The sequence below is a fragment of the Caulobacter sp. AVps16 genome, from assembly GCF_058681455.1.
The window spans coordinates 3,205,946-3,228,730 of the sequence record NZ_CM178739.1 but is presented as its reverse complement, the minus strand read 5'-3'; the positions used below and the strand labels follow the sequence as shown (position 1 = coordinate 3,228,730).

23 protein-coding genes and 1 riboswitch are annotated in these 22,785 nt (G+C 66.8%); of the genes, 12 read left to right on the top strand and 11 right to left on the bottom strand.

What is annotated here, in order from left to right:
- Position 1: 1 nt before the first annotated feature.
- Positions 2–943 (top strand): ABC transporter ATP-binding protein, encoded by a 942-nt coding sequence (locus ACW17U_RS15480; protein ID WP_492055751.1) that lies wholly within the window; start codon positions 2–4, stop codon positions 941–943.
- Positions 940–1,701, top strand: a complete 762-nt coding sequence (locus ACW17U_RS15475) for an ABC transporter permease (RefSeq protein ID WP_062143236.1) — start codon at positions 940–942, stop codon at positions 1,699–1,701. Before ACW17U_RS15480 ends, ACW17U_RS15475 begins: the two co-directional genes overlap by 4 nt.
- An 11-nt stretch (positions 1,702–1,712) precedes the next feature.
- Here the strand turns inward: ACW17U_RS15475 and ACW17U_RS15470 are convergent, their stop codons facing one another.
- The 4 genes from ACW17U_RS15470 to ispH are packed head-to-tail and all read right to left on the bottom strand — an operon-like array spanning position 1,713 to position 4,554.
- Entirely contained in the window at positions 1,713–2,138 is a 426-nt protein-coding gene (locus ACW17U_RS15470) for a recombinase family protein (RefSeq protein ID WP_062143239.1), read from the bottom strand.
- A gap of 13 nt (positions 2,139–2,151) precedes the next feature.
- Positions 2,152–2,592: a ribonuclease HI gene (gene rnhA, locus ACW17U_RS15465; protein ID WP_492053605.1), complete on the bottom strand. Its 441-nt coding sequence runs from the start codon at positions 2,590–2,592 to the stop codon at positions 2,152–2,154.
- Positions 2,589–3,551, bottom strand: a complete 963-nt coding sequence (gene thrB, locus ACW17U_RS15460; RefSeq protein ID WP_492053604.1) for a homoserine kinase — start codon at positions 3,549–3,551, stop codon at positions 2,589–2,591. Before thrB ends, rnhA begins: the two co-directional genes overlap by 4 nt.
- Before the next feature lie 43 nt (positions 3,552–3,594).
- Complete coding sequence (ispH, locus tag ACW17U_RS15455) at positions 3,595–4,554, bottom strand: 4-hydroxy-3-methylbut-2-enyl diphosphate reductase (protein WP_492053602.1); 960 nt, start codon at positions 4,552–4,554, stop codon at positions 3,595–3,597.
- 163 nt (positions 4,555–4,717) lie between these two features.
- Between ispH and ACW17U_RS15450 the strand changes: the two genes are divergently transcribed.
- Both ACW17U_RS15450 and argS read left to right on the top strand, forming a co-directional pair.
- Positions 4,718–5,416, top strand: coding sequence for a hypothetical protein (locus ACW17U_RS15450; protein WP_062143249.1), 699 nt, complete (start codon positions 4,718–4,720; stop codon positions 5,414–5,416).
- Positions 5,413–7,215, top strand: coding sequence for an arginine--tRNA ligase (gene argS / locus ACW17U_RS15445; RefSeq protein WP_492053600.1), 1,803 nt, complete (start codon positions 5,413–5,415; stop codon positions 7,213–7,215). Before ACW17U_RS15450 ends, argS begins: the two co-directional genes overlap by 4 nt.
- 50 nt (positions 7,216–7,265) lie before the next feature.
- Here argS and ACW17U_RS15440 read toward each other — a convergent pair whose 3' ends face one another.
- Positions 7,266–9,077 (bottom strand): methyl-accepting chemotaxis protein, encoded by a 1,812-nt coding sequence (locus ACW17U_RS15440; RefSeq protein ID WP_492053599.1) that lies wholly within the window; start codon positions 9,075–9,077, stop codon positions 7,266–7,268.
- Positions 9,078–9,261: 184 nt separating this feature from the next.
- Positions 9,262–9,353: riboswitch (glycine riboswitch) on the top strand.
- Between the two features lie 250 nt (positions 9,354–9,603).
- Between ACW17U_RS15440 and gcvT the strand changes: the two genes are divergently transcribed.
- The 6 genes from gcvT (at position 9,604) to ACW17U_RS15410 (ending at position 14,996) form a co-directional block, all read left to right on the top strand.
- Complete coding sequence (gcvT, locus tag ACW17U_RS15435) at positions 9,604–10,653, top strand: glycine cleavage system aminomethyltransferase GcvT (protein WP_492055750.1); 1,050 nt, start codon at positions 9,604–9,606, stop codon at positions 10,651–10,653.
- Between the two features lie 13 nt (positions 10,654–10,666).
- Entirely contained in the window at positions 10,667–11,032 is a 366-nt protein-coding gene (gene gcvH / locus ACW17U_RS15430; protein ID WP_492053597.1) for a glycine cleavage system protein GcvH, read from the top strand.
- 59 nt (positions 11,033–11,091) lie between these two features.
- Complete coding sequence (gene gcvPA / locus ACW17U_RS15425; protein ID WP_492053595.1) at positions 11,092–12,438, top strand: aminomethyl-transferring glycine dehydrogenase subunit GcvPA; 1,347 nt, start codon at positions 11,092–11,094, stop codon at positions 12,436–12,438.
- A complete protein-coding gene (gene gcvPB / locus ACW17U_RS15420) occupies positions 12,435–14,012 on the top strand; it encodes an aminomethyl-transferring glycine dehydrogenase subunit GcvPB (protein ID WP_492053593.1) in 1,578 nt (525 codons plus the stop codon). The genes gcvPA and gcvPB overlap by 4 nt, the downstream gene beginning before the upstream one ends.
- 130 nt (positions 14,013–14,142) lie before the next feature.
- Entirely contained in the window at positions 14,143–14,553 is a 411-nt protein-coding gene (locus tag ACW17U_RS15415; protein ID WP_062143269.1) for a hypothetical protein, read from the top strand.
- Complete coding sequence (locus tag ACW17U_RS15410) at positions 14,550–14,996, top strand: hypothetical protein (protein ID WP_378109279.1); 447 nt, start codon at positions 14,550–14,552, stop codon at positions 14,994–14,996. Before ACW17U_RS15415 ends, ACW17U_RS15410 begins: the two co-directional genes overlap by 4 nt.
- Positions 14,997–15,032: 36 nt before the next feature.
- On the opposite strand, the gene ACW17U_RS15405 is transcribed toward ACW17U_RS15410, so the two are convergent.
- The 5 genes from ACW17U_RS15405 to ACW17U_RS15385 all read right to left on the bottom strand — a co-directional run bounded on the left by ACW17U_RS15405 (position 15,033) and on the right by ACW17U_RS15385 (position 17,635).
- On the bottom strand, positions 15,033–15,542 hold the full coding sequence (locus ACW17U_RS15405; RefSeq protein ID WP_492053591.1) for a F0F1 ATP synthase subunit B: 510 nt from the start codon (positions 15,540–15,542) through the stop codon (positions 15,033–15,035).
- 13 nt (positions 15,543–15,555) lie between these two features.
- On the bottom strand, positions 15,556–16,092 hold the full coding sequence (locus tag ACW17U_RS15400; protein ID WP_062143275.1) for a F0F1 ATP synthase subunit B family protein: 537 nt from the start codon (positions 16,090–16,092) through the stop codon (positions 15,556–15,558).
- Between the two features lie 124 nt (positions 16,093–16,216).
- Complete coding sequence (locus ACW17U_RS15395; protein ID WP_058348596.1) at positions 16,217–16,441, bottom strand: F0F1 ATP synthase subunit C; 225 nt, start codon at positions 16,439–16,441, stop codon at positions 16,217–16,219.
- A 46-nt stretch (positions 16,442–16,487) separates the two neighbouring features.
- Entirely contained in the window at positions 16,488–17,249 is a 762-nt protein-coding gene (locus tag ACW17U_RS15390) for a F0F1 ATP synthase subunit A (protein ID WP_062143278.1), read from the bottom strand.
- A gap of 5 nt (positions 17,250–17,254) precedes the next feature.
- The gene (locus ACW17U_RS15385; protein WP_492053588.1) at positions 17,255–17,635 is read right to left on the bottom strand and encodes an AtpZ/AtpI family protein; all 381 of its coding nucleotides are present in this window, start codon (positions 17,633–17,635) and stop codon (positions 17,255–17,257) included.
- A 392-nt stretch (positions 17,636–18,027) separates the two neighbouring features.
- On the opposite strand from ACW17U_RS15385, the gene ACW17U_RS15380 reads away from it, so the two are divergent.
- Positions 18,028–18,411, top strand: a complete 384-nt coding sequence (locus ACW17U_RS15380) for a DUF6481 family protein (protein ID WP_062143285.1) — start codon at positions 18,028–18,030, stop codon at positions 18,409–18,411.
- Between the two features lie 100 nt (positions 18,412–18,511).
- Positions 18,512–19,309: a TSUP family transporter gene (locus ACW17U_RS15375; RefSeq protein WP_492053586.1), complete on the top strand. Its 798-nt coding sequence runs from the start codon at positions 18,512–18,514 to the stop codon at positions 19,307–19,309.
- A gap of 12 nt (positions 19,310–19,321) precedes the next feature.
- Here ACW17U_RS15375 and ACW17U_RS15370 read toward each other — a convergent pair whose 3' ends face one another.
- Entirely contained in the window at positions 19,322–22,768 is a 3,447-nt protein-coding gene (locus ACW17U_RS15370) for an AAA family ATPase (RefSeq protein ID WP_492053584.1), read from the bottom strand.
- Positions 22,769–22,785 lie beyond the last annotated feature (17 nt).

Here is a 22,785-nt window from a genome sequence, read left to right as displayed (position 1 = left end):
TCTGCGAGGGGGACCCGTGAAGGGCATTATTTCGGTATCGGGTCTGACCAAGACCTATGCTTCAGGCCATCAGGCCCTGAAGACGGTGGATCTGGACATCCGCCAGGGCGAGATCTTCGCCCTGCTGGGGCCTAACGGGGCGGGCAAGACCACCCTGATCAGCATCATCTGCGGGATCGTCAATCCCAGCACCGGAACCGTTCTGGCCGACGGCCATGACGTGGTGACGGACTACCGCGCCGCCCGGTCCAAGATCGGCCTGGTGCCGCAGGAGCTGAACACCGACGCCTTCGAGACCGTCTGGGCGACTGTGCGCTTTTCCCGCGGCCTGTTCGGCAAGCCGCGCGATGACGCCCATATTGAAAAGGTGCTCCGCGACCTGTCCCTTTGGGACAAGAAGGACGCCAAGATCATGACGCTGTCGGGCGGCATGAAACGGCGGGTGATGATCGCCAAGGCGCTCAGCCATGAGCCGTCCATCCTGTTCCTCGATGAACCCACCGCCGGCGTCGACGTCGAGCTGCGCCGGGACATGTGGGAGATGGTGCGGGCCCTGCGGGCCAGCGGCGTCACCATCATCCTGACCACCCACTATATCGAGGAGGCCGAGGAGATGGCCGACCGGATCGGGGTGATCAGCAAGGGCGAGATCATCCTGGTCGAGGACAAGGCCGTGCTGATGCGCAAGCTGGGCAAGAAGCAGCTGACCCTGCAGCTGCAGAACCCCCTGGCCACCGTGCCCGCCGCCCTGTCCGACTATGCTCTCGAGCTGGCGGCCGACGGTCATGAACTGATCTACAGCTTCGACGCCCAGGCCGAGGAGACCGGCATCGCCGAACTGCTGCGCCGCCTCGGCGACCAGGGCATCGACTTCAAGGACCTGCGCACCAGCCAGAGCTCGCTGGAAGACATCTTCGTCAGCCTGGTGAGGGACGCGGCATGAACCTCTTTGCGATCAAGGCCATCTACCGCTTCGAGATGGCGCGGTGGTTCCGGACCCTGGCCCAGAGCATCGTCTCGCCGGTGCTGTCGACCTCGCTCTATTTCGTGGTGTTCGGCTCGGCCATCGGCTCGCGCATGCAGGCCATCGACGGGGTCAGCTACGGAGCCTTCATCGTGCCCGGCCTGATCATGCTGTCGCTCCTGGGTGAAAGCATCTCCAACGCCTCGTTCGGGATCTACATGCCCAAATGGGCCGGCACGATCTATGAGCTGCTGTCAGCTCCGGTCTCGTGGCTCGAGACGGTAATCGGCTATGTCGGTGCGGCGGCCACCAAGTCAGTCCTGCTCGGCCTGCTGATCCTGGCCACGGCCCGGATCTTCGTGCCGTTCGAGATTGCCCACCCGTTCGTGATGCTGCTCTTCCTGGTGCTGACCGCCATCACCTTCAGCCTGTTCGGCTTTGTGATCGGGGTCTGGGCCGACGACTTCCAGAAGCTGCAGATCGTGCCCCTGCTGGTGGTCACGCCCCTGACCTTCCTGGGTGGCAGTTTCTACTCGATCAACATGCTGCCGGAGGTCTGGCAGAAGATCACCCTGTTCAATCCGGTGGTCTATCTGGTCAGTGGCTTCCGCTGGAGCTTCTACGGCGTCTCCGACGTCGGGGTGGGTGTCAGCCTGGCCATGACCGTAGCCTTCCTGGCCCTTTGCCTGACGGCTGTGTGGTGGATCTTCAAGACGGGCTATCGGCTGAAGAGCTGAGGCGGGCGCTCTCAGGCTTCCGGGGCGGTCGTCGGAAGCCCCCTGGCGACCATAGACGCCTCGGCGCTGCGGACCATGGCGCGCTCGCCATTGAAGGTCGCCAGGGTCTGCCAGGCCTCGAACAGGCCCGGATCAGTGCGGGTGTCGATCGCGGGCTGCACGACGACCAGATGCAGGTCGCGGGCCTTCAGCTGCTGGATCACGTCCAGCAGGTCAACCATGGAGCCGGCCAGGGCATGGAGGCTGGGCACGGCCAGCACGCCGCCTGGGACCAGGGCGGCCAGGGCCCGCTCCAGGCCGGTCCGCAGGACTGCGCCGGCCAGACAGCGGTCGCTGAAGACCTCTTCGCAGCCCAGCAGCAGGAGCCGCTCCTCCTGGGCCGGACTGAAATAGACCCCGCGCACGGGCGGCAGGCGATAATAGCCGACGAAGTTCATACCCGGGGTCGCCCTAGCCCCGCCGCTCGCTCAGACCCTGATTGGCCAGTTCATCGGCCCGCTCATTGAGGGGATGGCCGGCATGGCCCTTGACCCAGCGCCAGTCGACCTCGTGGCGGTTGCGGGCGGCGTCGAGGCGTTTCCACAGGTCGTCGTTCTTGACCGGGCTCTTGTCGGCCGTGCGCCAGCCGCGGGCCTTCCAGCCGTGGATCCACTGGGTGACGCCCTTCATCACATACTGGCTGTCGGTATGCAGCTCGACCTTGCAGGGCCTGTTCAGCGTTTCCAGGGCCTGGATCGCCCCCATCAGCTCCATGCGGTTATTGGTCGTATGGGCCTCGCCGCCGCAGATTTCCTTCTTCTTGTCGCCATAGAGGAGGATGGCCCCCCAGCCGCCGGGGCCAGGGTTCCCCTTACAGGCGCCGTCCGTATAGACGACCACCTTCGGGGTCATGCAGGGGCACCGAACAGGGTCAGGCCTTCGCGGTGCACCGCCAGCTTGCGTTCGTACTCCATCGGGTCATGGGGCTTGACCAGGGCACCGGCCGGGGTCGCCTTCCAGTCGGCCAGACGGGTCAGGAAGAACCGCATCGCCGCGCCGCGCGCCAGGATCGGCAGGGCCTGCTTCTCGGCGGGGCTCAGCGGCCGCCGGCGCTGATAGCCGGTCAGCAGGGCAGCGGCGGCGGTGGCATTGAAGCTGCCGTCCGGCTCGAAGCACCAGGCATTGAGGGTCACCGCCACGTCATAGGCGTAAGCGTCGTCACAGGCGAAATAGAAGTCGATGGCGGCGGCGAACTTGCCGTCCGGCCGGAAGAAGACGTTGTCGGGGAAATAGTCGGCGTGGATCACGCCTGACGGCAGGCCGCGCGGCCAGGCCAGGGCCAGCTCGGCCAGGTCCTTGTCGATCGTCGCCGACAGCCCGGGCTTGAGGTCGTCGGCACCCTTGCGGTGCTTTGAGAACAGCGGGGCCCAGTAGGGCTGGCCCAGGTCATTGACCCGGCGACCGGCATAGCCTTCGCCGGCCAGGTGCAGCTGGGCCAGGCCCTCGCCGGCTTCACGGCAATGGGCGACGGTGGGCCGACGGACCGACAGGCCGGACAGGAACTGCACCAGGGCGGCGGGCTTGCCGCGCAGGGTCTTCAGGGTGCGACCCGCGCGATCCGCGATCGGCGTAGCACTGGGAAAGCCGCGATCCGCCAGCCAGCGCATCAGGTTGAGGAAATAGGGCAGGTCTTCCGGCGCGGCGCGCTTTTCGTAGACCGTCAGGATGAAACGCCCGGCCTCCGTCTCCAGCAGGAAGTTGGAGTTCTCCACGCCTTCGGCGATGCCCTTGAACGCCAGGGCTTGCCCCAGGTCGAAGTCGGCCAGGAAGGCGGACAGTTCTTCGTCGGTGATGTCGGTATAGACGGCCATGACCGGGGGATGCGGGACCCGGCGCTGGCGGTCAAGAGGTCGCCTAGGTCGTCAGCAGCCTTGGCAGCTTGAAGGTCACCGTTTCCCGGGCTTCGACCAGGTTCTCGAGGGTGACGTCGAAGCGTGCGGCGATGGCGTCTATGACTCCCTGGACCAGGTCTTCCGGCGCCGAGGCCCCGGCGGTTAGGCCGATGCGCGAGACCCCTTCGAACCATGACCAGTCGAGGCCGCTGGCGTCATCGATCAGCCGGGCGTCCCTGGCACCGGCCTTCAGGCCGACCTCGGCCAGGCGCACCGAGTTGGAGGAATTGCGCGAGCCGACCACCAGCACCAGTTCGGTGCCCTGGGCCAGGGTCTTGACCGCATCCTGCCGATTGGTGGTGGCGTAGCAGATGTCTTCCTTGTGCGGCGCGGCGATGCCCGGGAAGCGGGCCTTGAGCAGGTCGACCATGTCGGCGGTGTCATCGACCGACAAGGTGGTCTGGGTCAGGAAGGCGACATTGGCCGGATCCTTGGGGATCCAGGCGCGGGCATCGTCGATGTTTTCGATCAGGGTCACCGTGCCCTCGGGCAGCTGGCCCATGGTGCCGACCACTTCCGGATGACCTTCATGGCCGATCAGGACGATCTCACGGCCCGAATTGAAGTGCTTCTGGGCCTCGACATGGACCTTGGAAACCAGGGGGCAGGTGGCATCGAGAAAGATCATCTCGCGGGCCTTGGCCTCGGCCGGCACCGACTTGGGCACTCCGTGGGCCGAAAACACTACCGGGCGATCATCGGGGGCTTCGGACAGTTCCTCGATGAAGATCGCGCCCAGGGCCTTGAGGCGATCAACGACATGACGATTGTGCACGATCTCGTGGCGCACATAGACCGGCGCACCGAATTTCTCGATCGCCCGCTCGACAATCTGGATGGCGCGATCGACCCCCGCACAGAAGCCCCGGGGGCTGGCGAGCACGAGGGTGAGCGGCGGACGGACCGGAGCGGGGGCGTTCATGGGCGGGAACCTAAGCGTTCGAAGGCCCTCGCGCCAGCACCGCGGCGGGGGTTCGCAGCCAAAGCTGTCGATTGCGACGTCACGCATATGCCTTTATCAGGCTGCATGACGCCGACTGGGGCATGCGCTCCTTCAAGCTCTTTCAATTCTGACCGGACGTTTCATGCGCCCTCATTTCACCGTCGCCCTCAGTGCCCTGATGGCTGTTTCGATCGCGGCCACCGCGACGAGCGTTCACGCCCAGGCCCGTGGGCGCGGCCAGGACCAGGGCGGTCAGGACGAAGAGCAGGCCAGCAAGAAGAAGAAGCGCGACGAGGAGTGGAACCAGTCCAAGGCCCCGCTCGCCCAGCTGCGCAATGCGGGACCCTGCCCCTACGTGAAGGTGCTCTACGACGCCAGCCGCTTCGTCGAGTTCAAGGACGGGCGGGAAAGCCCGGCGGCGGTAGCCTATACCGGCGAGATCCAGGGCGTTTCGTCAGGCTGTGCCTACAAGAGCGATGATCCGATCAGCATCCGCGTCGAAGTGCTGTTCCAGCTCGGCCGTGGTCCGCAGGGCGCTGAGCCCCAGCGCAACTATCGCTACTGGGTTGCGGTCACCGAGCGGAACCAGGCGATTATCGCCAAGGAATATTTCGATCTGCCGATCACCTTCCCGACGGGGCAGGATCGCGTGTTCGCCACCGAGCAGCTGCAGACCATCACCATCCCGCGCGCGGACGCCAAGGTCAGCGGCGGCAATTTCGAAGTCCTGGTCGGCTTCGACGTGACCCCGGAAATGGCCGCCTTCAATCGTGAGGGCAAGCGCTTCCGGGTCAATGCCGGCCAGACGACGGCCCAAGCAGGGACTCCCAACAAGCAATGAGTGATTTGAAGCGGTCCTTGAGCGAGGCGGCCGCAGCCGCCTTCCAGGCCGCCGGACTGTCTCCCGAGTTCGGGCGTGTCACGGCGTCCGACCGGCCTGATCTTGCCGATTTCCAATGCAACGGTGCCCTCGCGGCCGCCAAGAGCGCCAAGCGCAATCCGCGTGAGATCGCGGTGCAGGTGGTCGATCACCTGAAGGGTGACCCGCGCCTGGCCTCGGTGGAAATCGCCGGCGTCGGCTTCATCAACATGCGGGTCAGCGCCGAGGCCCTGTCGGCCCGCGCCAAGGAGATCGCCGCAGATCCGCGCGCCGGGGCCGCCCTGGTCGAGTCGCCGCGCCGGGTGCTGGTGGACTATGCCGGTCCCAATGTCGCCAAGCCGATGCATGTGGGTCACCTGCGGGCCTCGATCATCGGTGAGTCCGTCAAGCGCCTGTACCGGTTCCGGGGTGACGACGTGGTCGGTGACGCCCACTTCGGCGACTGGGGCTTCCAGATGGGCCTGCTGATCACCGCCGTGATGGACGAGCACCCGTTCATCCAGGCCCTGATGGAAAAGCTGCCGGAAGCGCCGCGCGGCTTCACCAAGTCCGATGAGGACAAGGTGCTCGCCGAGTTCGCGGCCCTGATCAGCCTGGCGGATCTGGACCGGCTCTATCCGCTGGCCTCGACCCGCCAGAAGGAAGATCTCGACTACAAGGAGCGGGCCCGTCGGGCGACCGCAGAGTTGCAGAACGGCCGGTTCGGCTACCGTCTGCTGTGGCGCCATTTCGTCAATGTCAGCCGGGTTGCCCTGGAGCGTGAGTTCCATGCCCTCGGCGTCGACTTCGACCTCTGGAAGGGCGAAAGCGACGTCCAGGAACTGATTGCCCCGATGGTGCATCAGCTGGAGGACAAGGGGCTTCTGGTCGAGGACCAGGGCGCGCGGATCGTTCGTGTGTCCCAGGAAGGCGACAAGCGCGATGTGCCGCCCTTGCTGGTGGTCTCATCCGAAGGCTCGGCCATGTACGGCACGACCGACCTGGCCACGATCCTCGACCGTCGCAGCAGCTTTGACCCGCACCTGATCCTCTATTGCGTCGACCAGCGTCAGGCCGACCATTTCGAGACGGTGTTCCGGGCTGCCTATCTGGCCGGTTATGCCGAGCCGGGCACGCTGGAGCATATCGGCTTCGGCACCATGAACGGCAGCGACGGCAAGCCGTTCAAGACCCGGGCCGGTGGCGTGCTGAAGCTGCACGACCTGATCGAAATGGCCCGCGAAAAGGCCCGTGAACGCCTGCGCGAAGCAGGGCTCGGGACCGAGCTGTCGCCAGAGGCCTTCGAAGAGACCGCCCACAAGGTCGGGATCGCCGCCCTGAAGTTCGCCGACCTGCAGAACTTCCGCGGCACGTCCTATGTGTTTGATCTTGATCGGTTCACCAGCTTTGAGGGCAAGACCGGTCCCTATCTTCTGTACCAGTCGGTGCGGATCAAGAGCGTGCTGCGCAAGGCTGCCGAAGCCGGGCTGAAGGCGGGCCGGATCACCATCGGCGAGCCGGCGGAGCGGGATCTGGCCATGCTGCTGGACGCTTTCGAAGGGGCTCTGACCGAGGCCTATGACAAGAAGGCTCCGAACTTTGTCGCCGAGCATGCCTACAAGCTGGCCCAGACCTTCTCGAAGTTCTATGCGGCCTGCCCGATCATGAGTGCCGACGACGACGCGACGCGAGCCTCACGTCTGAACCTGGCCCAGACCACCCTGCGGCAACTGGAGCAGGCCCTGGATCTGCTGGGTATTGAAGCCCCGGAGCGCATGTAGCCACAGGCTGCGCGTCAGCACCCTGACTGAGTTCTCGGAGTGAGACCCTGTCAGGCGGCTTCGGCTCCGGCTTCGGCCTGTGCGCCGCTCTCGCCCACCCTGAACCGCTGGATCAGGGCCCCAAGTTCGCCAGCTTCGCGGGTAAGGCTGTGGCTTGCGGCGGTGGTCTCCTCGACCATGGCGGCGTTCTGCTGGGTGACCTGGTCCATCTGGCTGACAGCATTGTTGATCTCGGCCAGGCCGATCGCCTGATGCTTGGCGGCTGAGGCGATGGTGTTCACCAGGTCCTCGATGCGTCCGAAATGGTCGACGACGCTGGAGAGTTCCTCGCCGACCCGGACGACCAGCCCCACGCCACTCTGGACGCTGTCGGAGGATTCCGTGACCAGAGTCTTGATCTCCTTTGCCGCGTCCGCCGACCGCTGGGCCAGGGCGCGGACTTCCTGGGCCACGACCGCGAAGCCGCGGCCGGCCTCGCCGGCGCGCGCCGCCTCGACCCCGGCATTGAGGGCCAGAAGATTGGTCTGGAAGGCGATCTCGTCGATCACCGTGATGATCTGGCCGATCTGCCGTGACGAAGCGTCGATCCGCTCCATCGCGGTCATGGCCTCAGTGGCGACGGCGCTGGACTTGCCGACCATGGTGCGGCTGACTGAAGTCGCCTTCTGGGCTTCAGCCGCGTTTTCGGCCGTCTGCCGCACGGTGGCGGTGACCTGGTCCAGTGCTGCGGCAGTTTCCTCGAGGCTGGCGGCCTGTTGCTCTGTGCGTCGGGCGAGATCATCAGACGCCGAAGAAATTTCACGTGAGCCGCTGTCAACAGCGCTCGTGCTGTCCAGGACCCGCCCCAGGGTTTCTTCAAGTATTTCCAGAGAGCTGTTGAAGTCGTCGCGCAGACATTCGAATTCCCGTGGAAATGTTGCGGTTATCCGCTGGGTCAGATTGCCTTCCGCCAATTGCCGGAGCCCGCCGCCCAAGAGCTTGACGACCTGCTGGCGCAGGTTGCGCTCTTCGGTTCTCGCCATTTCGGCCGCCCAATCCTGATCCTGGAACTGCTTCAGCTGCTCGGCCTGTTTCGCGGCCTGGCGCTCCAGTGAGGCCGTTCTGAAACCGGCGACCGATCTGGCCATTTCGCCCACCTCGTCGGCGCGCCCCTGCATCGGGACTTCCTGGGTGAAGTCCCCCGCAGCCAGCTGGCCCATATAGGCGGACACCTTCGACAGGGGGCTCACAATGAAATTGCGCAGGACATTGGAGCCCACCACGACGAGGGCCAGCATCATCAGGGTCGTCGCCGCCAAGAGAGCAAAGGCGATCTTGGTGGTGCGTTCAGCTTCGAGAACGGAATCGGCTGCGGCCTTGTAGGCCATCACCGTCAGGCTGTCGATGACCTTGCGGTGCCGGGCATAGATCGGCTCCAGGGCGGCGATGGAGGTGTTGACGGCGATGACGTCGCCGGACTTCAGGGCGGGGGCGTATTTCTGGTCCACGATGGCCCAGAAGGCGTCCATTTCCACCTGGGACTGTTCCAGGGCTGCCTGTGCGTCCTTCGGCAACCCAGTCTTCTGCCAATAGTCCCGACGTTGCTCATCCTGGCTCTTGAGGGTGGCCAGGGTTGCCAGGGTCGCCTCGGCCTGTCCGGCGTCCTCGGCACCGTGGTGCACGACCAGCATGGCCTCGACGAGGTAAAGCGGCGGCGGCAGGATGTCGGCCAACAGCTCGTAGGCATGGGCCTGCTTCTTTGACAACGGTCCGCCGACCCTGAGTTCCAGCAGGGAGAATACGGCGGTGGCTGTGGCCAGGATGAAGCCCAGCAGCAGGGCACCGGCAAACAGGTTCAGGGCGTCTCGAAGTCTGAGCTTCATGTCTGAGTCCGCAAGTGTGGCCTTATCAGTTCAGGGGAGCAGGGTTAACGGGCCCGAAACCCGGACTGCGGCCATCTGTCTCAGGATGATGCCGAAACGGGCATTCCGCGCGACCAAGCGGCAAGAGGCGTCGGTGAAGCCGGACCCGTGCTTGACTCCGGGTCCCCCCTCCAGCATTGAGCGCCTGACCCACGCGGGAGACATCGGGATTCGCGTCCCGAGGCCGAAGGCGCAACCGCCCCGGAAACGCTCAGGCAAAAGGACCGCGCGGGTTTAGGAACGCTGGAAAGAGGCTGTCTGCCCTCCCTGAACAGGGAAGATGGATGGCCCGCCGAAGGAGCAAGGCTCCCCATCCTTCGCGCGATGGGCCGGGGCCGGAATCTCTCAGGTCAAAGGGACAGCGGGGGCGCGATCGTCTGGTGAAAGCCGGACCAGCAGCGCCGTCCCCGTTTGGAGCCCCCGCGTGTCCGACCAAGATCTCAAGAAGACGCCCCTGTATGACGCCCATGTGGCGTCCGGCGCGCGCATGGTGCCGTTTGCGGGCTATTCCATGCCGGTTCAGTACAAGGACGGGGTGCTGAAAGAGCATCTGTGGACCCGCGAGCATGCCGGCCTGTTCGACGTTTCGCACATGGGGCAGGCGCGCATTCGGGGCACGGATCCGGCCAAGAGCTTCGAGAAGGTGGTCTCGGCCGACTATCAAGGTCTCAAGCCCGGCAAGCAGCGCTATGGCGTTCTGCTGAATGCCCAGGGCGGCATTATCGACGATCTGATGACCGCGCGTCCTGATGACGATGGCCTGTTCGTGGTGGTCAACGGTGCCTGCAAGGACAACGACTACGCCATCATCGCCAAGGCGCTTGAAGGCGAGGCCACGGTCGAGCGCCTGGAAGATCGCGCCCTGCTGGCCCTGCAGGGGCCCGAAGCCGCCGCCGTTCTGGCCGCCCACGTCCCGGCTGCGGCCGATATGGTGTTCATGGACACCGCCGTTCTGACTGCCTTTGGCGTCGAGGCCATCATTTCCCGCTCGGGCTATACCGGTGAAGACGGCTACGAGATCTCGGTGCCGGCCGCCGACGCGACGCGCATCTGGAACACCCTGTTGCAGGACGAGCGCGTGAAGCCCATCGGACTGGGCGCGCGCGACAGCCTGCGCCTGGAGGCCGGCCTGCCCCTCTATGGTCACGACCTCGACGAGACCGTTTCGCCCATCGAGGCGGGCCTGAATTTCGCCATCGGCAAGCGCCGCCGTGAGGCCGCCGATTACCCGGGCGCGTCCCGGATTGGTGCCGAACTGGCCGGCGATCTCTCCCGCATCCGCGTCAATCTGAAGGTGCTCGAAGGTGCTCCGGCCCGTGAGGGCGCGCAGATCGCCGACGAGACCGGCACCGTGGTCGGGGTGATCACCAGCGGCGGCTTCGGACCAAGCTTCGGCGGTGCCATCGCTATCGGCTTTGTGCCCCCCGCTCTGGCGGTGGTCGGCGCGCGGCTGCAGGTGATTGTCCGCGGCAAGTCACAAGCGGCTGAGGTCGTGGCCTCGCCATTCGTTCCCAATCGTTACGTCCGCAAACTCTAGGAAGGGCCCAGACATGCGTTTTACCAAGGATCATGAGTGGGTCGCCGTCGAAGGCGATATCGCTACGGTCGGCATCACCGCCTATGCCGCTGAACAGCTGGGCGACGTGGTGTTTGTCGAGGTGCCTGAGGTCGGCAAGACCGTGAAGCAGGGCGACGGCCTGGCCGTGGTCGAGAGCGTCAAGGCCGCCTCCGACGTCTATGCCCCGGTCTCGGGCGAGGTGGTCGAGGCCAATGCCGCCCTGGGTGACGCGCCCGAGACGGTCAATGCCGTGCCGGAAACCGGCGGCTGGTTTGCGAAGCTGCAGCTTTCCAACCCGTCGGAAGTCGAGGCCCTGATGGACCGCGACGCCTACGAAGCCTTCCTCGGCACGCTCTAACTTCCTGTCATCCCGGCTCTTCGCTGCAGCCAGGATGATACCAGAACAGGCTCCTCCCCATGCGCTACCTGCCCCTGACCCCCGATGATCGCGCCGAGATGCTGGGCGTTATCGGCGTGGACTCGATCGACGCTCTGTTCGTCGATGTTCCCGCCTCCGCCCGGCGCGCCGGGACCGTCGACCTGCCGCTGCACGCCGGCGAGCTGGAGGTCGAGCGTGAGATGGCGGCCCTGGCCCGACGGAACCGCTCGGCGGGGGAGGGGCCTTTCTTCTGTGGCGCGGGAGCCTATCGCCATCACGTGCCGGCGACGGTCGATCACATCATCCAGCGGTCGGAGTTCCTGACCAGCTACACGCCTTACCAGCCGGAAATCGCCCAGGGCACCTTGCAGGTCCTGTTCGAGTTCCAGACCCAGGTCGCGGCCCTGACCGGCATGGAGGTGGCCAATGCTTCGCTCTATGACGGGTCGACCGCCGCCGCCGAGGCGGTGATGATGGCCACCCGGGTCACCCGCCGCAACAAGGCGGTGATGTCGGGCGGCGTCCACCCGCACTATGTCGAGACCATCGACACCCTGGCCCATGCGGCCGGTGTCGCGACCCAGCGCCTGGCCGTCGCCATCGATGCCGAGGACGCGGTGATCGCCGCCATCGACGCCGACACCGCCTGTGTCGTCGTCCAGACCCCCAATGTGTTCGGCACCGCCACCGACGTTACCCGGATCGCCGCCGCGGCCCAGGCCGCCGGTGCCCTGCTGATCGTGGTGACCACCGAGGTCGTGTCGCTGGGCCTGCTCAAGTCGCCCGGCGAGATGGGCGCAGATATCGTGGTGGCCGAGGGCCAGTCGATCGGCAACGGCCTGAACTTCGGCGGCCCCTATGTCGGCCTCTTTGCCTGCAAGGAAAAATACATCCGCCAGGCCCCTGGCCGGCTGTGCGGCGAAACGGTGGACGCCGATGGCCGTCGGGGTTTCGTCCTGACCCTGTCGACCCGCGAGCAGCATATCCGCCGCGACAAGGCCACCTCGAATATCTGCACCAACAGCGGCCTCTGCGCCCTGGCCTTCAGCATCCATATGAGCCTGCTGGGCGAGGTGGGCCTGCGGCAGCTGGCGGCGATCAATCACGAAAAGGCCCGCGCCCTGCGGGATGCCCTGGCCGCCATCCCCGGCGTCGAGATCCTCACTTCGCGGTTCTTCAATGAATTCGCCATCCGGGTGCCGGGCAAGGCCGCCGAGCTGGTGGAGACCCTGGCGGGCCAGGGCATCATCGCCGGCGTCCCGTTCTCGCGTCTCGATGCCCATGCCGGCCTCGACGACGTGCTGCTGGTGGCCGCCACCGAAACCACCCTCGATATCGACATCACCTTCTTCGCCAAGGTTCTGGCCAAGGTCATCGCCCAATGAGCATGAACAGCGTTGGACGGCCGACCCGTCCCGAAACCGCCAATGACACCGTGGACACGCACGCCACCCTGACCGGCGCTCGCGGCCTGCTGCAGGACGAAGCCCTGATCTTCGAGCGCGATGGCTGGCACAAGACCGGGGTCGACCTGCCGGAGGCCTCGGCCCCTGCCGACGACCTGAACAGCCTGCTGCGCACGGCCCCGATCGGCCTGCCGGGCCTCTCCGAGCCCGAGGTTGTCCGCCACTATGTGCGGCTGTCCCAGAAGAACCACGCCATCGACCTGGCGCTGTATCCGCTGGGATCGTGCACGATGAAGCACAATCCGCGCCTCAACGAGAAGATGGCGCGCCTGCCGGGCTTCTCCGACATCCACCCCCTGCAGCCGCAGTCGACCGTGCAGGGGGCTCTGGAACTGATGGACCGCCTGGCCCACTGGCTGAAGACGCTCACGGGCATGCCCGCTGTGGCCCTGACGCCCAAGGCCGGTGCCCATGGCGAGATGTGCGGCATGCTCGCCATCCGCGCGGCGCATGAGGCCAAGGGCCAGGGTCATCGCAAGACCGTCCTGGCCCCGACCAGCGCCCACGGCACCAATCCCGCCACGGCTGCCTTTGTCGGCTACACCGTGGTCGAGATCGCCCAGACCGCCGACGGTCGGGTTGATCTGGCCGACCTGGAATCGAAGCTCGGCGATCACGTGGCGGCCATCATGGTCACCAATCCCAATACCTGCGGTCTGTTCGAGCGCGATGTGGTGGAGATTGCGCGCCTGACCCATGCGGCGGGGGCCTATTTCTACTGCGACGGGGCCAATTTCAACGCCATCGTCGGCCGCGTTCGTCCGGGCGACCTGGGCGTCGATGCCATGCACATCAACCTGCACAAGACCTTCTCGACGCCCCATGGCGGCGGTGGTCCGGGTGCCGGTCCGGTGGTGCTCAGCGAGGCTCTGGCGCCGTTCGCGCCGACGCCCTGGCTGGTGCATGGCGAAGACGGCTTTGCCCTGGTCGAACACGCCGGCGAGGCGGGGGCCGAGACCGCCTTTGGCCGCATGAGCGCCTTCCATGGCCAGATGGGCATGTATACCCGCGCCTATGCCTACATGCTCAGCCACGGGGCCGATGGCCTGCGTCAGGTGGCCGAGGATGCCGTGCTCAACGCCAACTATCTGAAGGCCCGCCTGTCGGACGTGATGAGCCCGGCCTTCCCGGACGGCCCGTGCATGCACGAGGCCCTGTTCGACGACAGCTGGCTTGAAGGCACGGGCGTGACCACCCTGGATTTCGCCAAGGCGATGATCGACGAGGGCTTCCACCCGATGACCATGTATTTCCCGCTGGTCGTCCACGGTGCGATGCTGATCGAACCGACTGAAACCGAGAGCAAGCAGGAACTCGACCGCTTTGTGGTCGCACTGCGAGCCCTGGCTCATGCCGCCAAGGCCGGTGATGTCGAACGCTTCAAGGGAGCGCCCTACCATGCTCCGATGCGGCGTCTCGACGAGACCCTGGCTGCCCGCAAGCCTCGGTTGAGGTGGAAACCTGTGGCGGAAGCGCCACTGGCGGCCGAATAGCAGGGTCCTATTTCAGGACGCGTCGAAAGGGCGCCTTTACGGCGCCCTTATCGGTCCACATATCAGGCTCGCGCGTCGGGCTGATTGGATTTTCCAGGAGCAAACGGAGCGTGAAGTCCGTCAGCTCCTCATGAATGCTTCAGTCGCCCTCGCCATGCCTCGTGCACGCCATTCCCCTGCCGATGATCTCGCCCGCGAGATCGTGGCGCGCGTCCTGCGCGTCACCCTGGTGGTGCTTGGCCTGTTGCTGGTCGCTGCCGGTGCCGTGATAGCCCCCTTGCCGGGCCCGCTGGGCCTGCCGCTCACGGTCATCGGCCTGATGCTTGTGCTGCGGAACTCGTTCAAGGCCCGCAAGCAGTTCGTGCGCTTCCAGCATGCCCACCCCAAGCTGATCTTTCCCTTGCGCAGACTGCTGCGTCGGGAGCCCGAGGTGGTGCTGGTCGCCTGGCAGCAGGTTCTGCGCATTGAGCGGCTGATCATGCCCCGCCGTTGGCGCGTGGCCGTGCGCTGGCGCAAGTCGATCAAGCGCCGCCGTCGGTGACAGGCGCCTCAACCAGCGCGATCGACATCAGGCAAAAGGTCCGCCGGCGCGCTCGGTTGGCCTTGCTGCTGCGCGAGTCTGCGGCTCGGGCCTATCGGATCGCAGCGATCGCCTTTGGTAGCCTGGTGATCCTGGTCGGGGCGGTCCTGACCCCCTTGCCGGGCCATATCGGCCTTCCCATGCTGGTCATCGGCCTGATGATCGTGCTGCGCTACTCGTTCCAGGCGCGCAAGCAGTTCATCCGCTGGCAGAGGCGCCATCCCAAGCTGGTCTTTCCGATCCGGCGGCTGATGCGCCGTGAGCCGGAGGTCCTGCTGGTCTTCTGGCAGCAATTGCTGCGCACCGAGAAGCTGGTCCTGCGCCGGGCCCGGTGGCGTGTTCTGAAGCGGGGCCGCAAACGGGCCCGGCGGCTCTGGAGCCAAAGAAAAAGGGCGCAGCCCTAAAGCTGCGCCCCTGATCTTTTCGCCGGATGATCGCCGCTACTGCAGCTTGGCACCCATCTGGCCGATGGCCGTATCGACCAGCGGGTCGCTCTTCAGATCCGAAAGGCGCGCCGTCAGCACGGCTTCAGCAGCCTGGGCGGCGAGGTCAACGGCGGCAGCCTTGACGTCCGCCGTGGCCTGGGCCTCGGCCTGGGCGATCTTGCGTTCGGCCATTTCGGCGCGGCGCTTGATCTGCTCTTCCAGCTTTTCCTTGGCTTCCTCGGCCAGACGCTTGGCGTCGGCCTTGGCGGCTTCAAGCATGCCGGCCGCCTGACGTTCGGCGTCCTCGCGCTGGGCCTTCACGTCTGCGAGCAGGGCCTGAGCCTCTTCCCGCAGTTGCTGGGCCTCATCGAGCTCGGCCTTGATCTTGGCGGCATGGGCGTCGAGCGCACCGAACAGGGCACCGGGCAGGACCTTGAGCACGACCAGAAGGCCGAAGAACAGGACCAGCGCGACCAGAACCCAGAACTCGGGGTTGGAGAGGCTGAACAGGGACTCGTGTTCCATAGTCTGTCTCTCCTTACGCCGTGGCGGCCTTGAGCTCAGCGGCCGAGGCCGCCTTGCCCGTCAGCTTCTCGACGATGGCGCTGGCCGTATCCGAGGCCACGGCAGCGACGTGGCTCATGGCCTGGTCGCGTGCAGCCTGGATGCTGGCCTCGGCGGCGACCAGCTTTTCGGCCAGAACCGCTTCTTCCTTGGCCTGACGTTCGGCGGCCGCGGCCGAAGCCTTGGCCTTGGCGTCCGCCGCGGTCTTCTGGGCCGAAGCGCGAGCCTCGGCCACCTCGGCCGCAGCCGCACGGGCCTGGACCTCGGCTTCGTCCTTCAGACGGCGGGCGTCGGCGATGTCGCCGGCAATCTTGGCACCGCGAGTCTCGATCGCGCCGCTGACCCGGGGCAGGAGGCCCTTGGACAGCACCGCATAGAGAACGGCGAAGATGAGCAGCAGCCAGACGATCTGGCCGCCCCAGTGCTCGAACTGCAGCTGCGGGAGTCCGCCGCCACCGTGAGCCTCGGGCGCACCAGTCGTTTCGACCGTGCTGTGGGGTTCCGTCGCCATGGGCGAAGTCGCCTCTTTAGCTAAGCATTTTCAAACGGATTTGACGCCGAGAGGCGTCGAGAAAATGCAGGAAAACAAGGGATTCGGTGCGAGCGCCTCGAAACGAGACGGCTCGCGCCGAGGATTAGGAGAAGAGGATCAGGAAGGCGACGACCAGGGCGAAGATGCCCAGGGCTTCGGTCAGCGCCATGCCGAGGAACAGCATCGGACGCTCTTGAGCGGCGGCGGTCGGGTTGCGCAGGGCGCCCTGGAAATAGTTACCGAACATCACGCCCAGGCCGATGCCTGCGCCGATCATGCCCAGCATCGCCAGACCAGCGCCGATGTACTTCGCGGCTTCAGCTTCCATTGTGAGACTCCTAAAGATCGAAAGGTTGGAAAGAAAAAAAGGGTGATCAGTGGCTGTCGAGGTGCACGACGTCGTTCAGATAGACGCAGGCGAGCACCGCAAACACGAAGGCCTGAAGGAAGGCCACCATGAACTCTAGAGCCGTCAGGGCGACGACGGAGGTCAGGGCCAGCGCCGCGCCGGCCCAGCCGAGCACGCCAAGCCCGCCCAGGGCGACGACGAAGCCGGCGAAGATCTTCAGAACCACGTGACCGCCGACCATGTTGCCGAACAGTCGCAGGGCCAGGGTCAGGGGGCGCACCAGGAACGAAACGATCTCGATCAGCACCACCAGCGGCAGGATCCAGCCGGGCACGCCCGACGGGGCGAACAGCTTGAAGAACTTGATGCCGTTCTTGGCAAAGCCCACGGCGACCACGGTCAGGATGACCAGCATGCCCAGGGTGAGGGTCACGGCCAGCTGCGAGGTGGCCGTGAACACCAGGAACATGCCCTGCAGGTTCATGAACAGCACGAAGGCGAACAGGGTGAAGACGAAGGGCAGGAACTTCTTGCCTTCGTGACCGATGATCGACTCCGCCAGGCCATCGACCAGGCCGTAGAGCAACTCGCCCACCGTCTGGAGGCGGCCGGGGATCACCGCCTGCTTGGCCGAGGCCAGGGCGTAGAACACGATGACGAGCGTCGCGGCCAGCAGCATGGCGGCCACGGAATTGGTGATCGACAGATCGATCGGCAGGCCCAACACGGTCACGGTCGGCAGTTCCACGATCTTGCTGACCTGGAACTGGTGCATCGGATCGGCCATTGGCCCTAGTCTCTCTTCTGCTTGGGGGCGGTAGACCCGCCTCCCGTGTCTTCGCCGGCCTGCCCCTCTGGAGCTTCTGCCGACGCCTGCGCGCTCAGTTGCATCGCCTTGCGGACGACGCCGAAGATCGACGCCCCCATGCCGATCAGCAAACCGCCGACCATGCCCCAGGGCGCCGTGTGGGCGAACTGGTCGAGCAGCCAGCCAAAGCCGAGCCCCACCAACACGCCGCCGATCAGATCCGCCAGAAGACGATAGCCGTCCTGGGACGATTTCTCGTGCTCCGCGCGCACCGGCTTTTCTGCCGCCTTCTTGGCCTCAAAGGCGTCGAGCCGAGCGTCGAGGCTTTGCAGGGCCTTGTCGTTCGGTTCGTCGGCCTTGGGCATGGGAGCGGTCAGGTCCGAAAACGCCTGCGGATGCGCCTAAAACAGGCGCATTTCCGGCCGGCTTGATCGCGGCGGAACCTATAGACCTCGCTGCGGTGCGTCAAGGTCGGCTCGGAGTGCCGCAAGCATATGAATAATATGGCATTTTGTGCACAGGGGGCTTCCGTGGAGAAAACCTTGCGGTGGTTCAGCCCTTCTGCGGCGCATGGCTGCAAAGGCGAGCCTGGAACGGGTCTCGACATATCAAGGCCCGGGCTTGGCGTCAGGGCGTGCCAATCCGCGACATATAGGCCGCATACCGAGACTGGCGCGGCGTGCCGGCCGGATGACGCATTGCTTTTTTCGACATTTTGAGGTTTGAGAGCCGCGTCTTTCCCTTAGCCAGAAGATTCATGTCGCATCTGAAGAACACCGGTTTCTCCGATCGTATCTCCGCCGCCGCCGAGGCCAAGAAGGCCATGCTGGCGAAAATGAAGCCCAAGCCCACCGTCACGGACCCCGATTTCGACAAGCGCGAAGAGCTTCGCGCCGCCGAACTGGAAGCCGTGCGCGCCGCTCGGGCTGCGGCCCGCGAAGCGGCCCGCCTCGAGCAGGCTGCCAAGCAGGAACTGATCCTCGCCGCCAAGCGCGCCGAGCGGAAGGAACGCAAGGCTGATGCCGCCGCCGAGCAGCGCATGCGCAAGGAAGAGAAGGCCGCCCAGCGCGAGCAACTTCGTTCCCTGGGCCGCACCAGCAAGAGCGCTCGCGCTCATGAATGGGGCAATCTGATCGGCTGATCGGACGGGAACGGGCTCCGCGCCCGGTTCCCGCGTCTCCCGGGCCGCGACTCGACCGCATGGTCCTGGCTCCTTGCCAACCCTGCGGGAGGGCCTGCCCATGGATCTCGTCCAACCTGAACTCCTGGCGACGATGTTTGCCGTGGCCGCCCTGGCCGGGGCCTTCGACGCCATCGCCGGCGGTGGCGGATTGCTCACCGTGCCGGCCCTGCTGCTGGCGGGACTGGATCCTGTCGGGGCGCTCGCCACCAACAAGTTGCAAGGCGCCTTCGGGTCGGTCTCCTCCACCCTGGCCTTTGCGCGTCGCGGCCTGATCGACTGGCGGACCGCCCTTCCGGTCGCGGCTGCTACGGCCCTGGCCGGGCTCGCCGGGGCCCTTTGCGCCAGCCTGCTGTCTCCGCGCGTCCTGGCGGCCCTGGTGCCGTTGCTGCTGATCGTCATCGCCGTCTATTTCGGCCTGTCGAAGGCCCTCAAGGCCGAAGACGCCCCGCCGCGTCTGGCCCTGCCGGTGTTTGCGGGCCTGATCGCGCCGCTGATCGGCTTCTATGACGGTATCTTCGGTCCCGGGGCCGGGGCTTTCTACATGGTCGCGATCGTGACCCTGCTCGGCTATGGCGCGCTGAAGGCCACGGCCCATACCAAGCTGGCCAATGCCGCCAGCAATCTGGGCAGCCTGACCCTGTTCATGGTCAAGGGTGCTGTGATCTGGCCGATCGGGCTGGCCATGGCCGCTGGCGCCTTCCTCGGGGCCCAGGTCGGATCGCGGCTGGCCATGCGATTCGGGGCCGGCCTGATCCGCCCGCTGCTGGTGATGATGTCCTGCGCCATGGCGATCAAGCTGCTGGCGGATCCCGCCAATCCGCTGCGCCAGGCCGTGCTGGGCCTGTTCGGAGGCTAAAGGGGCTGGTCGCTACTGCGCCGCCACCATCTGTTCGGCGGTATTCAGATCGACGCTGACCAGTTGGCTGACGCCCCGCTCGCCCATGGTCACGCCGAACAGGCGGTCCATCCGGCTCATGGTCACCGGATTGTGGGTGATGGCGATGAACCGGGTCTGGGTGCGGCGGCGCATCTCGTCCAGCATGTTGCAATAGCGGTCGACATTGGCGTCATCGAGCGGCGCATCAACCTCGTCCAGCACGCAGATCGGGGCCGGATTGGCCAGGAAGACGCCGAAGATCAGGGCGCTGGCGGTCAGGGCCTGTTCGCCGCCGCTCATCAGACTCATCGAGGCCATGCGCTTGCCGGGCGGGCAGGCATAGATCTCAAGGCCGGCCTCGAGGGGATCATCGCTTTCGATCAGACGCAGTTCAGCCTGGCCGCCGCCGAACAGGGCCTGGAACAGGGTCTGGAAATGGCCATTGATCACCTCGAAGGCGGCGAGCAGGCGTTCGCGACCCTCGGCGTTCAGCTCTTCGATACCGGCTCGCAGCTTGCCGACCGCGCCGGACAGATCGGCCCGCTCGCTGCGCATGATCTCCAGGCGCGCGGCATATTCCTGGGCCTCTTCCTCGGCCCGCAGATTGACCGGCCCAATGGCGTCGCGCTCCCGTTCGAGCGCAAAGAGGTGGGCCTCCACCCCCGCCGCGTCCTTGGGCACGGCCACAGCCTCGCCAGCGACATGGCGGCCGAGTTCCTCGGGCTCCATCCGGACCGATTCGCGAATACTGCCGGCGATCTCGGCGAACCGCGCCCGGGCGCCGTCGAGATGCGCCACCAGGGCGGCGCGGGTTTCGCGCGCCTCGCCGGCGGCCTGGTCGGCGGCCCGGGCCGCACGGTCGGCGGTCAGACGGGCGGTCTCGGCTGTTTCCAGGGCATCGCTGGCCCGTATGCGCCGGGCTTCGGCCGCGCCGAACTCCTCAAGCAGAACCAGCAGCCGGTCCTTCAGCACAGTCGGTGCCTCGCGTGCCGCCTCGAGCGCGGCCGCCGCCTTCACCCGGTCCGCATCGAGCCCTGCGATACGGTTGCCGGCGGCCTCCGCCCGGCGGGTCCAGTCGCTATGGTCGCGGTCCAGGGCTTCAAGCCGCCGCTGGCGACCGGCCCGCTCGCGGGTTTCGACATCAAGGGCGGTGCGGGCCGCTGAAGCCGCCTCGCGGGCAGTGGCTGCGGCCTGGCGGGCTTCCGCCAGTTGCGGGGCGAGGTCCGCGACCGCTGTTGCACCGGCATGTTCGGCGCGAACGCCGGCCAGGGCAGCCTCGGCCTCGGCCTGTTCAGACTCGAAGCGGTCAATGGTCTCGTCCAGTGACTGGGCCCGGGCGGCCCGCAGGGCCGCAGTACGCTCGAACTGGGCCACGGCGTCGCGGGCCCCGGCCAGCAGGCGTTCAGCCTCGGGCGGAGCCCGGCGACGCTCACGCAGGTTGTCCTCCGCAGCGCGCAGCCGGTCCGTGGCGATTTTCAGGGCACCGGTCGTCGCCTCGGCCCGCGGCGCGGTCAGGTCGATCTCGGCCTCGACCTCGGCCAGACGGGTGCGCTGTTCCAGCCTCACGGCCGCCGGACGCGGTGCGTCGGCGCGGGCGACGAAGCCGTCCCACCGCCACAGGTCGCCCTCGGCGGATACGAGGCGCATGCCGGGAGACAGGCCCTTTTGCAGGCGATCGCCCTCGCCGCGCTGCACCACCGCCGTGAAGGCGAGGCGGGCGGCCAGTTCGGGCGGGGCCTTCACCAGGGGGGCGAGGGGCTGCGCCTCGTCGGGCCAGATCGGGGAGGGGGTTCCGGCCCCGCCCCAGTAGGAGGCTGCACGCGGGTCAAGAGCGGCGTCCAGGTCATCGCCAAGGGCGGCGGCGAGGGCGGCCCCATAGCCCTTGTCCGGGGAGACCGAATCCAGGGCGGGCGCGTGACCGCTGCGGCTGCGCGGCGCGGTCAGGTTGGCCAGGCCCCGGGCCTCGGTCCTCAGGCGACCCAGCTGGTCCTCGACACTGCGCGCCAGCTGCCGGGCCATGGCTTCCTGCTCTGCGGCCTTGGCGCGCTCGGCCTCTGCCGTCTCCAGGGCGGCCCGGGCGGCATTCAGGCTCGTCTGGGCGTTGTCAAAACGCTGGCGGGCGTCGGCGGCAGCCGGATCCGTTTCGGGCCCAACGGCGGCGCGCTCCGACCTGGCCTGGTCGAGGGCGCGCCGGGTCCGGGCCAGTCGGCCCTCCGCATCCGCCAGGCGCGCGGTCGCGGCCCGGGCCCGCGCATCCTCAGCAGCAGCCCGTGCGGCCAATTGCTCGACCACGGCTTCGGCGTCGGCCCGGGCCTCCTCGGCGGCCTTGGCGGCGGCAGCCAGCTCGGGGCCCCGTTCGGGCGCAGCGGCGACGAGGGCGCGGATCTCCGCCAGTTCGCCATCCAGCCGGGCCAGGGCTGCGGCGGCGTCCTGCTGGGTCTGGACCTCGCGGGCCCGGTCATCATCGATGCGGGCCAGGTCGGCCGACAGGCGCTGGAACTCGGCCGCGGCGGCCTCGGCCTCACGCTCGGCGCGGTCCTTCTGGATCGCCAGCTGGCCGAGCACCGCCTGGGCGATCGTGGCCTCTTCGCGCAGGGGCGGCATGGCCGCCTCGGCGCGGGTGATCTCGACCTGGGCGGAAGCTGCGGCGCGGGCGGTGTCTTCCACATTTCGCGCCGCCTGGGTCGCTTCGGCCTGGGTCCGGTTCAGGGTGTCGCGGGCCTCGGTCCAGCGCGCGAACAGCACGGCGCCCTGCACAGCCCGGATCTCGGAAGACAGTCGCTTGTACTTTTCCGCCTGCCGGGCCTCACGGCGAAGCCGGTTCAGCGCGGATTCGAGCTCGCGCGCCACATCCTCAAGGCGCGAGAGATTGGTTTCGGCGGCTCGCAGTCGAAGCTCGGCCTCGTGACGGCGGGTGTGCAGACCCGAGACACCAGCCGCCTCTTCCAGGATGCGCCGGCGGTTCTGCGGCTTGGCCCCGATCAACTCGCTGATCTGGCCCTGGCGCACCAGGGCCGGCGAATTGGCCCCGGTCGAGGCGTCGGCAAACAGCAGCTGGACGTCGCGGGCCCGCACCTCGCGGCCGTTGATGCGATAGGTCGATCCCTCGCCCCGATCGATGCGGCGGACGACCTCCAGGACCGGATCGTCATTGAACTGGGCCGGTGCCGTGCGGTCGGCATTGTCGATGGTCAAGGTGACGTCGGCATGGTTGCGGGCCGGCCGCGCGCCACTGCCGGCGAAGATCACCTCGTCCATGCCGCCGGCCCGCATGGCCTTGGCGGAATTGGCCCCCATCACCCAGCGCAGGGCTTCCAGCAGGTTGGACTTGCCGCAGCCATTGGGGCCGACAATACCGGTCAGGCCGGGCTCGATCCGAAACTCGGTCGGCTCGACGAAGGACTTGAAGCCCGAAAGGCGCAGCCGCTGGAACTGCACGCCGGCGCTCCCCTGTC

Excerpts from the sequence above, each read along its gene's own strand:
- ACW17U_RS15475 (WP_062143236.1), top strand. The coding sequence starts at position 940 with ATGAACCTCTTTGCGATCAAGGCCATCTACCGCTTCGAGATGGCGCGG.
- ACW17U_RS15470 (WP_062143239.1), bottom strand. The coding sequence starts at position 2,138 with ATGAACTTCGTCGGCTATTATCGCCTGCCGCCCGTGCGCGGGGTCTAT.
- rnhA (WP_492053605.1), bottom strand. The coding sequence starts at position 2,592 with ATGACCCCGAAGGTGGTCGTCTATACGGACGGCGCCTGTAAGGGGAAC.
- thrB (WP_492053604.1), bottom strand. The coding sequence starts at position 3,551 with ATGGCCGTCTATACCGACATCACCGACGAAGAACTGTCCGCCTTCCTG.
- ispH (WP_492053602.1), bottom strand. The coding sequence starts at position 4,554 with ATGAACGCCCCCGCTCCGGTCCGTCCGCCGCTCACCCTCGTGCTCGCC.
- ACW17U_RS15450 (WP_062143249.1), top strand. The coding sequence starts at position 4,718 with ATGCGCCCTCATTTCACCGTCGCCCTCAGTGCCCTGATGGCTGTTTCG.
- argS (WP_492053600.1), top strand. The coding sequence starts at position 5,413 with ATGAGTGATTTGAAGCGGTCCTTGAGCGAGGCGGCCGCAGCCGCCTTC.
- ACW17U_RS15440 (WP_492053599.1), bottom strand. The coding sequence starts at position 9,077 with ATGAAGCTCAGACTTCGAGACGCCCTGAACCTGTTTGCCGGTGCCCTG.
- gcvT (WP_492055750.1), top strand. The coding sequence starts at position 9,604 with ATGGTGCCGTTTGCGGGCTATTCCATGCCGGTTCAGTACAAGGACGGG.
- gcvH (WP_492053597.1), top strand. The coding sequence starts at position 10,667 with ATGCGTTTTACCAAGGATCATGAGTGGGTCGCCGTCGAAGGCGATATC.
- gcvPA (WP_492053595.1), top strand. The coding sequence starts at position 11,092 with ATGCGCTACCTGCCCCTGACCCCCGATGATCGCGCCGAGATGCTGGGC.
- gcvPB (WP_492053593.1), top strand. The coding sequence starts at position 12,435 with ATGAGCATGAACAGCGTTGGACGGCCGACCCGTCCCGAAACCGCCAAT.
- ACW17U_RS15415 (WP_062143269.1), top strand. The coding sequence starts at position 14,143 with ATGAATGCTTCAGTCGCCCTCGCCATGCCTCGTGCACGCCATTCCCCT.
- ACW17U_RS15405 (WP_492053591.1), bottom strand. The coding sequence starts at position 15,542 with ATGGAACACGAGTCCCTGTTCAGCCTCTCCAACCCCGAGTTCTGGGTT.
- ACW17U_RS15400 (WP_062143275.1), bottom strand. The coding sequence starts at position 16,092 with ATGGCGACGGAACCCCACAGCACGGTCGAAACGACTGGTGCGCCCGAG.
- ACW17U_RS15395 (WP_058348596.1), bottom strand. The coding sequence starts at position 16,441 with ATGGAAGCTGAAGCCGCGAAGTACATCGGCGCTGGTCTGGCGATGCTG.
- ACW17U_RS15390 (WP_062143278.1), bottom strand. The coding sequence starts at position 17,249 with ATGGCCGATCCGATGCACCAGTTCCAGGTCAGCAAGATCGTGGAACTG.
- ACW17U_RS15385 (WP_492053588.1), bottom strand. The coding sequence starts at position 17,635 with ATGCCCAAGGCCGACGAACCGAACGACAAGGCCCTGCAAAGCCTCGAC.
- ACW17U_RS15380 (WP_062143285.1), top strand. The coding sequence starts at position 18,028 with ATGTCGCATCTGAAGAACACCGGTTTCTCCGATCGTATCTCCGCCGCC.
- ACW17U_RS15375 (WP_492053586.1), top strand. The coding sequence starts at position 18,512 with ATGGATCTCGTCCAACCTGAACTCCTGGCGACGATGTTTGCCGTGGCC.